Annotated in this window: 16 protein-coding genes; 12 read left to right on the top strand and 4 right to left on the bottom strand. The window is 66.6% G+C overall.

The genetic code is table 11. The features are described from left to right. Nucleotides 1-12 precede the first annotated feature (12 nt). A complete protein-coding gene (locus tag BN984_RS14070) occupies nt 13-339 on the bottom strand; it encodes a hypothetical protein (RefSeq protein ID WP_008093396.1) in 327 nt (108 codons plus the stop codon). A 138-nt stretch (nt 340-477) separates the two neighbouring features. Here BN984_RS14070 and BN984_RS14065 point away from each other — a divergent pair, with 138 nt between their 5' ends. After that, complete coding sequence (locus BN984_RS14065; protein ID WP_004976972.1) at nt 478-690, top strand: ribbon-helix-helix domain-containing protein; 213 nt, start codon at nt 478-480, stop codon at nt 688-690. A 63-nt stretch (nt 691-753) separates the two neighbouring features. Here the strand turns inward: BN984_RS14065 and BN984_RS14060 are convergent, their stop codons facing one another. The 3 genes from BN984_RS14060 to BN984_RS14050 all read right to left on the bottom strand — a co-directional run bounded on the left by BN984_RS14060 (nt 754) and on the right by BN984_RS14050 (nt 2,358). After that, nucleotides 754-1,269 (bottom strand): hypothetical protein, encoded by a 516-nt coding sequence (locus BN984_RS14060; RefSeq protein WP_008093392.1) that lies wholly within the window; start codon nt 1,267-1,269, stop codon nt 754-756. Next, the gene (locus BN984_RS14055; RefSeq protein ID WP_008093390.1) at nt 1,269-1,955 is read right to left on the bottom strand and encodes a hypothetical protein; all 687 of its coding nucleotides are present in this window, start codon (nt 1,953-1,955) and stop codon (nt 1,269-1,271) included. Before BN984_RS14055 ends, BN984_RS14060 begins: the two co-directional genes overlap by 1 nt. Before the next feature lie 115 nt (nt 1,956-2,070). Next, nucleotides 2,071-2,358, bottom strand: a complete 288-nt coding sequence (locus BN984_RS14050; RefSeq protein WP_008093389.1) for a DUF5779 family protein — start codon at nt 2,356-2,358, stop codon at nt 2,071-2,073. A gap of 339 nt (nt 2,359-2,697) precedes the next feature. Here BN984_RS14050 and BN984_RS14045 point away from each other — a divergent pair, with 339 nt between their 5' ends. The 11 genes from BN984_RS14045 to ptfC all read left to right on the top strand — a co-directional run bounded on the left by BN984_RS14045 (nt 2,698) and on the right by ptfC (nt 14,169). Further along, nucleotides 2,698-3,960 carry a LeuA family protein gene (locus BN984_RS14045; RefSeq protein WP_008093387.1) on the top strand — a complete coding sequence of 421 codons (1,263 nt, stop codon included), beginning with the start codon at nt 2,698-2,700 and terminating at the stop codon, nt 3,958-3,960. Between the two features lie 364 nt (nt 3,961-4,324). Next, the gene (gene ilvB / locus BN984_RS14040) at nt 4,325-6,088 is read left to right on the top strand and encodes a biosynthetic-type acetolactate synthase large subunit (RefSeq protein ID WP_008093385.1); all 1,764 of its coding nucleotides are present in this window, start codon (nt 4,325-4,327) and stop codon (nt 6,086-6,088) included. Further along, nucleotides 6,085-6,741, top strand: a complete 657-nt coding sequence (gene ilvN / locus BN984_RS14035; RefSeq protein WP_008093383.1) for an acetolactate synthase small subunit — start codon at nt 6,085-6,087, stop codon at nt 6,739-6,741. Before ilvB ends, ilvN begins: the two co-directional genes overlap by 4 nt. After that, nucleotides 6,738-7,784, top strand: a complete 1,047-nt coding sequence (ilvC, locus tag BN984_RS14030; protein WP_008093381.1) for a ketol-acid reductoisomerase — start codon at nt 6,738-6,740, stop codon at nt 7,782-7,784. The genes ilvN and ilvC overlap by 4 nt, the downstream gene beginning before the upstream one ends. Nucleotides 7,785-7,795: 11 nt before the next feature. Beyond that, nucleotides 7,796-8,065, top strand: coding sequence for a hypothetical protein (locus BN984_RS14025; protein ID WP_049968469.1), 270 nt, complete (start codon nt 7,796-7,798; stop codon nt 8,063-8,065). Continuing rightward, entirely contained in the window at nt 8,058-9,479 is a 1,422-nt protein-coding gene (leuC, locus tag BN984_RS14020; RefSeq protein ID WP_049968468.1) for a 3-isopropylmalate dehydratase large subunit, read from the top strand. The genes BN984_RS14025 and leuC overlap by 8 nt, the downstream gene beginning before the upstream one ends. Beyond that, nucleotides 9,476-10,084: a 3-isopropylmalate dehydratase small subunit gene (gene leuD, locus BN984_RS14015; RefSeq protein WP_008093374.1), complete on the top strand. Its 609-nt coding sequence runs from the start codon at nt 9,476-9,478 to the stop codon at nt 10,082-10,084. The genes leuC and leuD overlap by 4 nt, the downstream gene beginning before the upstream one ends. Next, nucleotides 10,077-11,051: a 3-isopropylmalate dehydrogenase gene (leuB, locus tag BN984_RS14010; RefSeq protein ID WP_008093373.1), complete on the top strand. Its 975-nt coding sequence runs from the start codon at nt 10,077-10,079 to the stop codon at nt 11,049-11,051. Before leuD ends, leuB begins: the two co-directional genes overlap by 8 nt. A 203-nt stretch (nt 11,052-11,254) precedes the next feature. Then, nucleotides 11,255-12,022, top strand: a complete 768-nt coding sequence (gene glpR / locus BN984_RS14005) for an HTH-type transcriptional regulator GlpR (protein ID WP_008093371.1) — start codon at nt 11,255-11,257, stop codon at nt 12,020-12,022. After that, nucleotides 12,019-12,936 (top strand): 1-phosphofructokinase, encoded by a 918-nt coding sequence (gene pfkB / locus BN984_RS14000; protein WP_008093369.1) that lies wholly within the window; start codon nt 12,019-12,021, stop codon nt 12,934-12,936. Before glpR ends, pfkB begins: the two co-directional genes overlap by 4 nt. Before the next feature lie 105 nt (nt 12,937-13,041). Continuing rightward, the gene (ptfC, locus tag BN984_RS13995; protein ID WP_004977002.1) at nt 13,042-14,169 is read left to right on the top strand and encodes a fructose PTS transporter subunit IIC; all 1,128 of its coding nucleotides are present in this window, start codon (nt 13,042-13,044) and stop codon (nt 14,167-14,169) included. Nucleotides 14,170-14,175: the final 6 nt, after the last annotated feature.

The raw sequence follows: 14,175 nt of genomic DNA, 5'->3' as shown, positions 1-14,175 counted from the left end.
CCGAGACCGCCTTCAGAACGGGACGAGCGAACGGAGCCGACCCATCAGACTCTTCGACGCCTTGGCGCGGAACTCCTCGAACACGGGGTGGAGCGTCTCCAAGAGGTCGCGGCGGGAGTCGAACCGGTCTTTCGGCGCGGCGGCGAGGGCGTCGCTTATCGCGACCGTGTTGCCCGCGGCGTCTATCGGCACGGCGACGTCGTCGAGCGCCCGCGCAATCTCTCTTGCGTCTGCCGGGTAGTCGATGTCTGCGGCGTCGACGTCGGCGGCGAGCGCAGCAATACCGAATTCGATTGAGTCCGGCTCTGACGTATCGTTTTGGGGCGGTCTCGCGGCCATCGAACGTGTATAGGATGTCCCGCATGGAAAAACCCCCGACCTTCGGTGATACCGCCGGTGAGCGCCGAAAAACCGCGACGGGCGTTTGGTTCGTGACCCACCGTTGGGGTTAACCCCGCCCGGAGCCACGTTCGAGCCATGACCGAGTACACGACGGTCTCGATACCGAAGGAGTTGGCTGCTCGCGTCGACGACACACTCGAAGGAACCACGTTCTCGAGTACGAGCGACCTCGTCCGGTTCCTCCTGCGCAGCATCGTCATCCAACACGAGCGCTCCGGCGGCGACCTCTCTGAGTCGGAGTTCCAGGAGATAGCGGAACAGCTGACCGACCTCGGCTATCTGCGGTAGTCGGCCGAGGCGAGCGGCCGCTACCCGCGGGCCGGCAGCGCCGGCCGGCCGAACGGGGTCGGCTCAGTCGAGTTCTTCCCGCGGCGGTTCGGCGTCGAGCACGACGAGTTTCAACTTCCGCCCGGCGCGGTCGAAGGCGGCCAGCGTCCGCCCCTCCCACGGGGGAACGGCGAGGAGCACCACGGCCGCGAGGTCGTCGCGCTCCGTGAGTTCGAACGGCCCCTGCGGGTGGGTGAGAAAGCGGGCGCGGCCGCGGCCGGCCGGCGTCCCGAGGTCCATCCCGAAGACGGCGCTCACGGACTGGCCGGCCTCGGCCATGTAGAAGTGGGTGAGAACCGGCGTCTCCGGGTCGAGACCGAGGTCGTCGTCGAATTCGCCGGCGGGCGTCGGCGCGAGAACGAGGTTCATGGACGCCGGCTCGGCCTCCTCGGCCATATCGAGCAGCACGTCGACGAGCCCTCGCGTGACGTGGACTCGCTGTCGCTCCGACTCGTCGACCGCTCTATCGGTCGCCCGGTCAGACTCAGTCTCGGTGCCGGGCGTGGTCTCGTTGCCGACGGCGGTTGTGTCGTCTGACATCAGTTCGAGAGCATCGAGGTGAGCGACCGGAGGTAGGCGCTCGGGAGGTTTCGTCGGGCGTTGCCGAGTGCGGTCCGGAGTTCGTCGCCCGCGTTCACGGGTACGCCCGCGCCGTGGCCGACGAGTAGCCGCTCGGGGTCGTACCGGGAGAGCACGCGCCGCGGTGGGAACGGCCGGAGCATCGGGTGGACGCCGAGGTGCTCGCCGCGGGCGCAGAAGTAGCCGACCGTGCCGACCGATTCGGGGACGACGAGCAGGTCGTACCCGTCGTGATAGAAGCCGACCTCCTGCCACGGCGGGACGGAGCGGTCGACGAGACGGAACGCCTCGAAGCCGGAGTCGGCGAGGTCGGCCCCGAAGCGTTCGACGGTCGCGTCGAGTTCGTCGGCGACGCCGGTCATCCACGAGGCGACGTAGACCGGTACTTCGTGGCGGTTGGCGATGGCCGCCGAGTCGCGTTTGTGTCGGTCGAGTCCGACCACGACGCCGGCCACGTCGCCGAATTCGGCGAACAGGTCGTCGACGCCGGGGGCATCGACGGGGTCGAACAGCCACACGTCGCCGTCGACTTCGACGGCGTGACTGGCCCGCTGCATCGTCTCGTCGGGGTACGCGAGCCATCCGACGCCGTGGTCCCATCGGTCGATTTCGCGGAGGTCGGAGGTACCGCGACCTTTCATCGGCATGCCAGTATCGTGGGGCGCGCGGCGCATAAGAACTCTCCCCGCGGCCGATGCGCCCGGTTCTGGTCGGTTCGTTCCGTTCGTCGGGACCGCGGAGACCGCGAAGCGGGCCGCCCGGTCAGAGGTCGTCCGTGTTGATGTCCACGCCCGGCGGGGAGACGACGAGGAACTTCCGGAAGTGCATCAGCTGGCCGCCCATATCCTTGATGTCGCGTGCGAAGCCCGACGCGAGCTTGTTGAGGTCGCCCTCGATGGCGAGAAAGAGGACGTTTCCGCGGGCGACGGACTGGACCCACTCCTCGGACGGGGTCGACCCGTCGAGGACGCCGAGGACCACGTCACCCTCGGCGTCGTCCTCGTCGAGGTGTTCTTCGGCCGTCTGCAAGTTGAGATTGAAATCGCCCATACCCGCTCGGTTGTCGAGCGACGAGAAAAGGGTTCGGTCGAGCAGTGAACGGCCTCGACGGCACGAACACGCACATTGGTATCACGTTTCACACGACAGTCGCAGTTTGCTCCACGTTTGTCCAGTCGAGAGTGCGCGCACCGGGTGCTAAATTTTGTTTCTAAACTCTATTTAGTTATATTATTACTCAGAAGCTATCGAACGACGAGCGGACATATCAAGTCAACATATGTCATGATATCATATAAGGACGTTTAGGTACAGCGATTAGCCCCGAGAGTGGTTGTCACGCAACACCCGCTGAACGTTCGTGATACTGTCGGGGAGAAACGTTTAAATATGAGTTCGGGCACGTCACTGACACGATGTCTCACAACGACACGGAGGATTCGTCGGGTTCCCCGGCGGGTCGAGTTCTTCCAGGGCACATTAGCCCAACAATCTGAAATCGAAGACGTACGAATCTTCGACACGACACTCCGCGACGGCGAACAGTCACCGCGAACCTCGTTCAGTTACGAGGAAAAGCGCGACATCGCCGAAACCCTCGACGACATGGGTACCCACGTCATCGAGGCCGGGTTCCCGGTGAACTCGGAAGCGGAGTTCGAAGCAGTCGCAGATATCGCTGCTTCGACGGACGCGACGACGTGCGGGTTGGCCCGCGTCGTCGACAAGGATATCGAAGCCGCGCTGGATTCCGGCGTGGACATGGTGCACACGTTCGTGAGCACCAGCGACGTCCAGTTGGCCGACTCGATGCACGCTTCCCGCGAGGAAGCCGTCGAGCGGGCCGTCCGCAGTGTCGAACACGTCCGCGACGCGGGCGTTGAAGTAATGTTCTCACCGATGGACGCCACCCGAACGGACGAGGACTTCCTCATCGAAGTCGTCGAGGCCGTCTCCGAGGCGGGCGTCGATTGGATCAACCTGCCGGACACCTGCGGCGTGGCGACGCCGACTCGCTTCGCCCGCATGGTGGCGACGGTCAGAGAGCACACCGACGCGAGAATCGACGTGCACGCGCACGACGACTTCGGACTGGCGTCGGCGAACGCGATGGCCGGCTTCGAAGCCGGCGCCGCACAAGCGCAGGTGTCGGTCAACGGCATCGGCGAGCGCGCCGGTAACGCCGCCTACGAGGAGGTCGTCATGGCCGCCGAATCCCTCTACGGCGTCGACACCGGCATCGACACGACGAAGATAACCGAGCTGGCTCGCGTCGTCGAGGCGGCGTCCGACATCCCGGTCCCGGCGAACAAGCCGGTCGTCGGCCGCAACGCCTTCTCCCACGAGAGCGGTATTCACGCCGCCGGCGTCATCGAGAACGCCGACACCTTCGAACCGGGCGTCATGACCCCGGAGATGGTCGGCGCGACCCGCGAGTTCGTACTCGGCAAGCACACGGGGACGCACTCGGTACGCAAGCGCCTCGCAGATATCGGGTTCGAACCCTCGGACGCCGAGGTCCGGGAGGTCACCCGCCGCGTCAAAGACCACGGCGCGGAGAAAGAACGCGTCGACGACGCGACGCTCGAGGTGTTCGCCCGCGACGTGGGTATCACCCACGAGGACGACACGGAGGAGGAGGTCCGCGCCTGATGGCGCCGGGCTGTGGCCCTACGGGGCGACCGCCCTGCTCGCGTCCGACCTCCCGCGCGGCGTGCAATCGTTGCCCGCCGCGAAAGCATTATTACGGCCGGGACGGACGTGTGGCATACGATGACCTCGCACGACGAACACGCGGTTCGCGCGACCTCGGAAGCCGGGGCCAGCGCCGCCGCCGTCGGTGCGATTCGGTCGCTCATTATTGTAGGGGCATAGCCCCCTACCACACCATCTCTCCGTCCCGCGTATTCGCACCGTTTTCAGACACGTCCGCAGTCCCCACAATGGCGCACCAGCACCACACGCAGTCACCAGACAGTCCGTATCGACGACCGACCACACACCACGGAGCCCACACATGAGCGAACGAACCGCAGCCACGACCGACCCCGACGCGACCGACGGGGCAGACGATTCGACCGAGACGCCGACCGAGATTACCTCGGGTTCGACGTCAGTCGTCCGCGCCCTCGAAAACGCCGGCGTCGAGACCGCCTTCGGCGTGCAGGGCGGGGCGATAATGCCCATCTACGACGCGTTGTACCACTCTGACATCCGTCACGTGACGATGGCCCACGAGCAGGGCGCGGCGCACGCGGCCGACGCGTACGGCGTCGTTCGCGGCGACCCCGGCGTCTGCCTCGCCACGTCCGGTCCGGGCGCGACGAACCTCGTGACCGGCATCGCCGACGCGAACATGGACTCCGACGCGGTGCTCGCGCTCACGGGACAGGTCCCGTCCGACATGGTCGGCTCCGACGCGTTCCAGGAGACCGACACCACGGGCGTCACCGCGCCCATCACGAAGCACAACTACTTCGCCTCGTCGCCCGACACCGTCGGCGACACCGTCGGCGAAGCGTTCGCGCTCGCCGCGGAGGGACGACCCGGCCCGACGCTCGTCGACCTCCCGAAGGACGTCTCGCTCAACGAGACCGACCGCGAGCCCGGTCCGGCGCAGGCACCCGAAACGTGTCGCGCCCGCACCGACCCGGCCGACTCGCAGGTCGAGGCCGCCGCGCGCGCAATCGAGCGCGCGGAGAAGCCCCTCCTGCTGTTCGGTGGCGGCGTCGTCAAGGCCGACGCGACCGAGGTCGCCCGGCAGTTCGCGACCGAACACCGGATTCCGGTCGTCACCACGATGCCCGGAATCGGCGCGATGCCGGAAGACCACGAACTCTGCCTGTCGTGGGCGGGGATGCACGGCACCGGCTACGCCAACATGGCCATCACGCACACCGACTGCCTCATCGCGGTCGGCACGCGGTTCGACGACCGCCTGACCGGCGGTATCGACACGTTCGCGCCCGAGGCCGAAATCGTCCACATCGACATCGACCCGGCGGAAATCTCGAAGAACGTCCACGCGGACTACCCGGTCGTCGGCGACGCCGGTCGCGCCATCGAGCGCGTCGACGCCGAACTGGGCGAGAGTCCCGACGCGCGCGAGTGGGTCGAACAGTGTCTCACCTGGAAGGAGGAGTACCCGATGGACTACGCGGCCCCGGACAACGAGCCGCTGAAGCCGCAGTTCGTCGTCGAGGCGCTCGACGAGGCCACGCCCGACGAGACCATCGTCACGAGCGGCGTCGGTCAACACCAGATGTGGGCCGCCCAGTACTGGACGTTCACCGAGCCGCGGCGGTGGGTTTCGTCCCACGGTCTCGGCACGATGGGCTACGGCTTGCCCGCCGCAATCGGCGCGCGGGTCGCGGCCGACGACGACGAGACGGTCGTCTGCGTCGACGGCGACGCCTCGTTCCTGATGACGATTCAGGAGCTGTCGGTCGCCGTCCGCGAGAATCTCGACATCACCGTCGCCATCCTGAACAACGAGTACATCGGGATGGTTCGCCAGTGGCAGGACGCCTTCTTCGAGGGCCGACGCATGGCCGCCGGCTACGACTGGTGTCCCCAGTTCGACAAGCTCGCCGAGGCGTTCGGCGCGCGCGGCTGGACCGTCGACTCCTACGAGGAGGTCCCCGGCGCCATCGAGGAAGCGCTCGCGTACGACGGCCCCTCGGTCATCGACTTCCACGTCGACCCGGCGGAGAACGTCTACCCGATGGTCTCCTCGGGCGGCGCGAACGGCAAATTTGCACTCTCGGAGGACCAGTTATGAGCGACAATCGGACAGGACTGCAAGGCCCCGCGCCCGACGAGCGGCCACACCCCGACGGCCGACGCAACGCGCAGGGCATCCGCATCGACCCCGAAGCGGAATCGGAACACGAACCGCGGCGAACGGTCTTTTCGGCCATCGTCGAGGACGAACCCGGCGTGCTCTCGCGCGTCGCCGGCCTCGCCGCCCGCCGCCAGTTCAACATCGAGAGCCTCACCGTGGGCCCGACGACCGTCGAGGGCCACTCCCGTATCACGATGGTCGTCGAGGAGCCCGAACCGGGCATCGACCAGATCGAAAAACAGCTTGCGAAGCTCAAGCCCGTCATCTCCGTCGGCGAGCTGGACGACGACGCCGTCCGCGCGGAACTCGTCCTCCTGAAAGTCCGCGGCGAGGACCCTGACAAGGTCCACGCCATCACGGAGATGTACGACGGCCGCACCCTCGACGCCGGCCCCGAGACCATCACGGTCCAACTCTCCGGCGACGAGCGCAAGATAGACGACGCCGTGGACGCGTTCCGGCGGTTCGGCATCATCGAAATCGCTCGGACCGGACAGACCGCGCTCGCCCACGGCTCGAAGAAGACCGTCCCCGGAGAGGAACCCGGAACCTCCGGCGAACCCACCAAACCAAACACGAACACGCAATGACAGAACTCACCACGGAAGTTTACTACGACGACGACGCCGACCGCTCCCAGATCGACGACAAGACCGTAGCCGTCATCGGCTACGGCAGTCAGGGCCACGCCCACGCGCAGAACCTCGCCGACAGCGGGGTCGACGTGGTCGTCGGCCTCCGCGCGAACTCCTCGTCCCGCGACGCCGCGGAAGCCGACGGCCTCCGCGTCAAAGAGCCGGCCGAGGCGGCCGCCGAGGGCGACATCGTCTCCGTGCTCGTCCCCGACACCGTCCAGCCGGCGGTGTTCGAGGAGATTCGAGACTCCCTTGAGGCCGGCGACACGCTCCAGTTCGCCCACGGCTTCAACATCCACTACAACCAGATTCGGCCCCCGGAGAACGTCGACGTGACGATGGTCGCACCGAAGTCGCCGGGCCACCTCGTCCGCCGCAACTACGAGGCGAACGAGGGGACGCCGGGTCTCATCGCCGTCTACCAGGACGTGACGGGCGACGCCAAGGAGGAGGCGCTGGCCTACGCGCACGGCCTCGGCTGCACCCGTGCGGGCGTCATCGAGACGACGTTCCAAGAAGAGACCGAGACCGACCTGTTCGGCGAGCAGGCCGTCCTCTGCGGCGGCGTCACCTCGCTGGTCAAGCAGGGCTACGAGACGCTCGTCGACGCGGGCTACTCCCCCGAGATGGCGTACTTCGAGTGCCTGAACGAACTGAAGCTCATCGTCGACCTGATGTACGAAGGCGGACTCGGCGAGATGTGGGACTCCGTCTCTGACACCGCCGAGTTCGGCGGGCTGACCCGCGGCGACCGCGTCGTCGACGAGCACGCCCGCGAGAACATGGAAGAGATTCTGGAGGAGGTCCAAGACGGCACCTTCGCCCGCGAGTGGATTCTGGAGAACCAGGCGGGCCGGCCGTCGTACTCCCAGCTCAAGGACGCAGAAGAGAACCACCACATCGAACAGGTCGGCGCGCCGCTGCGCGACCTGTTCGCGTGGGCCGACGACGAAGAAGAAGCGGACGCGGAGAAAGCCGAAGCACCGGCGGACGACTGAACACGACACCAATGACACGCGACGACACGACCGACCGAATGCGAGACATCAGCCACACGAACCCCTATACGGGCGAGACGTTCACCACGGTCTACGAGCGCGGCCCGGCCGTCACCGACGGCGGTCGGAGCGACGCGACGCCCGCGACGACGGACACGGACGCGACCGAGACCGAGACGATGGGCGACGTGGATCACACGCCCCGCAACGGCGAGGGCGCGAACCATGTCTGGGAACGCGGCCGCGACGACCGCGTCGTACCGGGTGACGGACATGAGTGAGGGAACGCTGTACGACAAGGTCTGGGAGGAACACACGGTCTCGGAGCTTCCGACCGGCCAGACCCAGCTGTTCTGCGGCCTGCACCTCATCCACGAGGTGACGAGCCCGCAGGCGTTCGGCATGCTGCAGGAACGCGACCTCGAAGTCGCCTACCCGAACCGGACGCACGCGACGGTCGACCACATCGTACCCACGTCGGACCAGTCGCGGCCGTTCCGCGACGACGCCGCAGAGGAGATGATGGCCGAACTCGAACAGAACGTCCGCGACGCGGGCATCAACTTCTCGGACCCGACCTCGGGCGAACAGGGTATCGTCCACGTCATCGGGCCCGAGAAGGGACTCACCCAACCCGGCATGACTATCGTCTGCGGCGACAGCCACACCTCGACCCACGGGGCGTTCGGCGCGCTCGCGTTCGGTATCGGTACGAGCCAGATTCGCGACGTGCTGGCGACTCAGACGGTCGCGATGGAGAAAAAGAAGGTCCGGAAGATAGAGGTCACGGGCGAACTCGGCCCCGGCGTCGAGGCCAAGGACGTCATCCTCGAAATCATCCGTCGCCTCGGGACCGAAGGCGGCGTCGGCTACGTCTACGAGTACGCCGGCGAGGCCATCGAGAACCTCGACATGGAGGGTCGGATGAGCATCTGTAACATGTCCATCGAGGGCGGTGCTCGCGCGGGCTACGTCAACCCCGACGAGACCACCTACGACTGGCTGAAAGAGACCGAGTACTTCCAGGAGAACCCCGAGCGATTCGACGAACTCAAGCCGTACTGGGAGTCCATCCGCTCCGACGAGGACGCCGAGTACGACGACGTCGTCACCATCGACGGCTCCGAACTCGAACCCGTCGTCACGTGGGGGACCACGCCCGGACAGGGCGTCGGCATCACCCAGCCCATTCCGGCCCCCGAGGAGCTGCCCGAGGAGAAGCAGGACACCGCCCGGATGGCGCAGGAACACATGGGCGTCACGCCCGGCGAGACCATGGAGGGCTACGAAATCGACGTGGCGTTCCTCGGCTCGTGTACGAACGCCCGAATGCCCGACCTCCGCCGCGCGGCGGGAGTCGTCGAGGGACGACAGGTCGCCGACGACGTCCGCGCGATGGTCGTCCCCGGCAGTCAGCGCGTCAAGGCCGCCGCGGAGGCGGAGGGCCTCGACGAGATATTCACGGAAGCCGGCTTCGAGTGGCGCGAGGCGGGCTGTTCGATGTGTCTCGGCATGAACGAGGACCAGCTGGAGGGCGACGAGGCCTCGGCGTCCTCGTCGAACCGCAACTTCATCGGTCGGCAGGGGTCGAAAGACGGCCGCACCGTCCTGATGAACCCGCGGATGGTCGCCGCCGCGGCCGTCACCGGGCACGTGACTGACGTGCGCGAACTGAAGGAGGTGAGCGTCGCATGACCGACGAGATTCCCGAAATCGACTCGGCGTCCGGCTCCGGCGTTCCCATCCGCGGCAACGACATCGACACGGACCAGATAATCCCGGCGCGGTTCATGAAGGTCGTCACGTTCGACGGCCTCGGCGAGTTCGCGTTCTTCGACCAGCGTTACGACGAGAACGACGAACCCAAAGAGCACCCGATGAACGAGCCGCAGTTCCAGGACGCCGCCATCATGGTCGTCAACGCCAACTTCGGCTGTGGCTCCTCTCGGGAGCACGCCCCGCAGGCGCTCATGCGCTGGGGCATCGACGCCATCATCGGCGAGTCGTTCGCCGAGATTTTCGCGGGCAACTGCCTCGCGCTCGGCATCCCGACGGTCACCGCGGACCACGAGACGGTCACCGAACTGCAGGACTGGGTCGACGAGCACCCGGACGCAGACATCGACGTGGACGTGGAAAACGAGACGGTCACCTACGGCGAGACGACCGTGGACGTGACCGTCGACGACGCACAGCGAAAGGCGCTCACCGAGGGCGTCTGGGACACGACGGCGCTCATGAAGTCGAACGCCGACGCGGTCGCCGAGAAAGCCGCTTCCCTGCCCTACGTCGATGACTGAGGAAATCGTCGTCATCCCCGGCGACGGCATCGGCGCGGAGGTCATCCCGGCGGCGGTTGACGTGCTGAAGGCCGTCGGCGACTTCGAGTTCGTCGAGGCCGACGCGGGCGACCACGTGAAAGAAGCCACGGGGGAGGCGCTCCCGCAGGAGACCTACGACCTCGCCGCAGAGGCCGACGCGACGCTGTTCGGCGCGGCCGGCGAGACCGCGGCGGACGTCATCCTGCCGCTTCGGACCGCGGTGGACTCGTTCGTCAACGTCCGCCCGGCGAAGGCCTACCCCGGCGTCGACGCGCTCCGCCCGGAGACGGACCTCGTCTTCCTCCGGGAGAATACCGAGGGCGTCTACGCCGGTCACGAGGACTGCCTCTCCGAGGACCTCTCGACGCTCACGCGCGTGGTCACCACCTCGGCGTCCGAGCGACTCGCCGAGTACGCCTGCGACTACGTCGGCGGCGAGGGCGGCAGTTTCCAGGTCGCCCACAAGGCGAACGTGATGCGCGAGACGGACGGTCGCTTCCGCGACGCCGTCGTCTCCGTCGCCGACGACCGCGGCGTCGAGACCGAGGAAGTCCTGATGGACGCCTTCGCGACGCGCGTCTGTCTCGACCCCACGCAGTTCGACACCATCGTCTGTCCGAACCTCGCGGGCGACGTGCTGTCCGACCTCGCCGCCGGCCTCGTCGGCGGCCTCGGACTGCTCCCCTCGGCGAACATCGGCCCGGACGCCGCGCTGTTCGAACCGGTCCACGGCTCCGCGCCCGACATCGCCGGCGAGGGCATCGCCAACCCGGCCGCGACGATTCTGTCCGCGGCGATGCTGCTCGACTACCTCGACTACGAGGAAGAAGCCGACCGCGTCCGGTCGGCCGTCGAAGGCGTCCTCGCCGACGGGCCGCGCACGCCCGACCTCGGCGGCGACGCCTCCACGGAGGACGTGACCGCCGCGATTCTCGACCGACTCTGAGCGTCGGCGGCCCACCGAATCGACGGTTCGACGTTCGTTTCGAGCGTTCTCGTTTTCGTTTTTGATCGTTTTCTCACCGTCGAGCACCCCGTGTTCGTTCTTGTGTGAGATTCGGCTGTTTCGAGCATATACGGTCGGAATCCAACATAAACAATTAACACTACTCCCCGACCTACCTTCCACCTAACGAGGAATCGCTACCGATGTTACCAGCAGAGCGCAAACGCCGCATCGTCGAACTCGTCTCCGACTCGGACGGCCGGTCGGTCGAGTCGCTGTCCGACCACCTCGGCTATTCGAAGGCGACGATACGCCGTGACCTGCGCGAACTCGAAGACCGTGGGCTCATCGAGCGGTCGCACGGCGGAGCCGTCCCCGTGACCTCCGTCGGGCGCGAGCAGACCTACGGGCAGAAGGAAGTACAGAATCTCGAAGGGAAACGCGCGATTGCGGACCGCGCGGTCGAAGAACTGGCCGAGGGACAGGTCGTGTTCTTCGACGCGGGGACGACCACGATGGAGGTGGCCCGGAAGGTCCCCAAGGACGGGACGATACTCGGCGTCACCAACTCGCCGCGGCTCGCCATCGAACTGAACGAGGAGGACAACGAGGTCAAACTCACCGGCGGGACGCTCCGGCGGCGGACGAAGGCGCTCGTGGGGCCGACCGCGGAGTCGTTCATGGAGCGGACGAACTTCGACCTGCTGTTCCTCGGTACGAACGGGCTGGACGTGGACTCCGGCCTCACGACCCCGAACGAGGACGAGGCGCGGATGAAGGAGCTGATGGTCGAGAAGGCCGCGAAGGTCGTTCTCGTCGCGGACCTCTCGAAGCTCGGCCGACGGAGCTTCGTCCAGTTCGCATCGCTCGAAGATATCGACCTGATTATCACCGACGGAACGCTCGACGCCGACTCGCGCGAGGAGATAGAGAACGCGGGCGTCACCGTCGTCGACGGAGTTGCACGATGATTCTCACAGTCACCCCGAACCCAGCAGTAGACCACACGATTCACTTCGACGAACCGCTTCAGCCCGGCGTCGTCCACCGGACCGACGACGCGGTGTTCACCGCGGGCGGCAAGGGCATCAACGTCGCCAAGTACGTCTCGGCGCTCGACGCCGACGCGACCGCCTCGGGCTTTCTCGGCGGCCACTTCGGGAAGTTCGTCCGCGACCGACTCGACGCCGACGGCATCGCCTCGGACTTCGTCACCGTCGACGCGGACACGCGCCTGAACACGACCGTGCTCGCGGAAGACGGCGAGTACAAACTCAATCACAACGGCCCGCAGATTCGTGCAGCCGACGTGGACGAACTCGTCGAAACCGCGCAGGCGAACGAGCCCGACACGCTCCTCGTCGGCGGCAGTCTCCCGCCGGGGATGTCCCTCGACGACGTCGATAGACTCGCCCGCGCGGGCGACTGGCAGATTGCGGTGGACATGGGCGGCGAGTACCTCGCCGAACTGGACGCCGACTACTACGTCTGCAAACCCAATCGTTCCGAACTCGCGGCGGCGACGGGCCGAACGGTCGAGACCGAAGCCGACGCCATCGCGGCCGCCGAGGAACTTCACGCGCGCGGGTTCGAGTACGTGTTGGCCTCGCTCGGCGCGGACGGCGCGCTCCTCGTCACCGACAGCGAAGTCCTCTCCGCGCCCGCGCTCGACGTGGATGTCGTCGACACGGTCGGCGCGGGCGACGCCGTCATGTCCGGGTTCCTCGCCGCGCGCGAACACGGCCTTTCGGACGCCGACGCCCTCCGAATGGGCGTTCTGACCGCGTCCCGCGTCGTCGGGGTCGCGGGCACCCGCGTCCCGAACCTCGAAGACGTGCTGACGAACGAAACGCACGTCGAGGTGACGACCGTCCGGAGCCGATGATTCTCAGATGAACGTTTGTTAACGACTGAAACGCTCAGTAACGTTCATATTCGAAAGGGTTTTTGAGCACATTTGCGTATGTTCTTTCGTAGGGGTGGCAACACTATGGCAAACGACGCAGAAGACGCGGTTCGGTCCTACCTCACTTCGGTGAAGGAGGACCTCATGACTGGGGTATCGTTCATGATTCCGTTCGTGACTATCGGCGGAATCTTCCTGGCGCTGGGCTACGCCGTAGCCTCGCTTTCGAACAACGTACAAGACGTATTCAACAGCACGGGGACCGCCGGCTGGTTCCTCGCGCAGATCGGCGTCGCTGGGCTGACGCTTATGGTTCCGGTGCTCGGCGCGTACATCGCGTACGCTATCGCCGACCGTCCGGGCCTCGCACCGGGCTTCATCCTGTCGTACATCATCCAGCAGGGTAACGTCCTGCAGGCGGCCGGTGACGTCATCGGTCTCCAGGGCGGCTCCGCCGGCGCGGGCTACCTCGGCGCTATCGTCGCCGGGTTCCTCGCCGGCATCGTCGCGCGCTGGTTCAAGCAGCGCGACGTGCCCGAGTTCATCGCACCGATGATGCCCGTGCTCCTCATCCCGGTCGCGACGACCGCGGTGCTCACGCCCATCATGCTGTTCGTGCTGGGCGTCCCGATTTCCATCGCGAACGCGGGACTCACGAACTTCCTGAGCAACATGCAGGGCGGCGGACAGGCGATTCTCCTCGGGGGCATCCTCGGGGCGATGATGGCGGCCGACATGGGCGGCCCTATCAACAAGGTCGCCTACGTGTTCTCCGTCGGCCTCATCTCCGAGGGCGTCACCGCACCGATGGCCGCGGTCATGATCGCGGGTATGGTCCCGCCGATCGGCCTCGCGCTGTCGAACTTCATCGCGCCGCAGAAGTACGCGGCCGAGATGTACGAGAACGCCAAGAGCGGCGTGCTCCTCGGCTTCTCCTTTATCACTGAGGGCGCGATTCCGTACGCAGCGGCCGACCCGGCCCGCGTCATCCCGAGCGTCGTCGCCGGCAGCGCCGTCGCCGGCGCGGCCTCGATGGCGCTCGGCGTGAACATGCCGGCTCCGCACGGCGGCATCTTCGTGGTCCCGCTGTCGAACCAGCCGTTCATGTTCATCGCGTGCATCCTGCTGGGCTCCATCGTGACCGCCGTCATCGCGACGGCCATCAAGCCGAACTTCGACGCCAAGGTGGCCGCCCAGAGCTCCGACGACTGACCACAC

It is taken from the genome of Haloferax prahovense, assembly GCF_000723845.1.
GTDB lineage: Archaea > Halobacteriota > Halobacteria > Halobacteriales > Haloferacaceae > Haloferax > Haloferax prahovense.
This window is presented reverse-complemented; position numbering and strand designations above follow the sequence as displayed.

Bases quoted from the DNA above. Each gene is read 5' to 3' on its own strand.
- BN984_RS14070 (WP_008093396.1), bottom strand. From the start codon at position 339: ATGGCCGCGAGACCGCCCCAAAACGATACGTCAGAGCCGGACTCAATC.
- BN984_RS14065 (WP_004976972.1), top strand. From the start codon at position 478: ATGACCGAGTACACGACGGTCTCGATACCGAAGGAGTTGGCTGCTCGC.
- BN984_RS14060 (WP_008093392.1), bottom strand. From the start codon at position 1,269: ATGTCAGACGACACAACCGCCGTCGGCAACGAGACCACGCCCGGCACC.
- BN984_RS14055 (WP_008093390.1), bottom strand. From the start codon at position 1,955: ATGCCGATGAAAGGTCGCGGTACCTCCGACCTCCGCGAAATCGACCGA.
- BN984_RS14050 (WP_008093389.1), bottom strand. From the start codon at position 2,358: ATGGGCGATTTCAATCTCAACTTGCAGACGGCCGAAGAACACCTCGAC.
- BN984_RS14045 (WP_008093387.1), top strand. From the start codon at position 2,698: ATGAGTTCGGGCACGTCACTGACACGATGTCTCACAACGACACGGAGG.
- ilvB (WP_008093385.1), top strand. From the start codon at position 4,325: ATGAGCGAACGAACCGCAGCCACGACCGACCCCGACGCGACCGACGGG.
- ilvN (WP_008093383.1), top strand. From the start codon at position 6,085: ATGAGCGACAATCGGACAGGACTGCAAGGCCCCGCGCCCGACGAGCGG.
- ilvC (WP_008093381.1), top strand. From the start codon at position 6,738: ATGACAGAACTCACCACGGAAGTTTACTACGACGACGACGCCGACCGC.
- BN984_RS14025 (WP_049968469.1), top strand. From the start codon at position 7,796: ATGACACGCGACGACACGACCGACCGAATGCGAGACATCAGCCACACG.
- leuC (WP_049968468.1), top strand. From the start codon at position 8,058: ATGAGTGAGGGAACGCTGTACGACAAGGTCTGGGAGGAACACACGGTC.
- leuD (WP_008093374.1), top strand. From the start codon at position 9,476: ATGACCGACGAGATTCCCGAAATCGACTCGGCGTCCGGCTCCGGCGTT.
- leuB (WP_008093373.1), top strand. From the start codon at position 10,077: ATGACTGAGGAAATCGTCGTCATCCCCGGCGACGGCATCGGCGCGGAG.
- glpR (WP_008093371.1), top strand. From the start codon at position 11,255: ATGTTACCAGCAGAGCGCAAACGCCGCATCGTCGAACTCGTCTCCGAC.
- pfkB (WP_008093369.1), top strand. From the start codon at position 12,019: ATGATTCTCACAGTCACCCCGAACCCAGCAGTAGACCACACGATTCAC.
- ptfC (WP_004977002.1), top strand. From the start codon at position 13,042: ATGGCAAACGACGCAGAAGACGCGGTTCGGTCCTACCTCACTTCGGTG.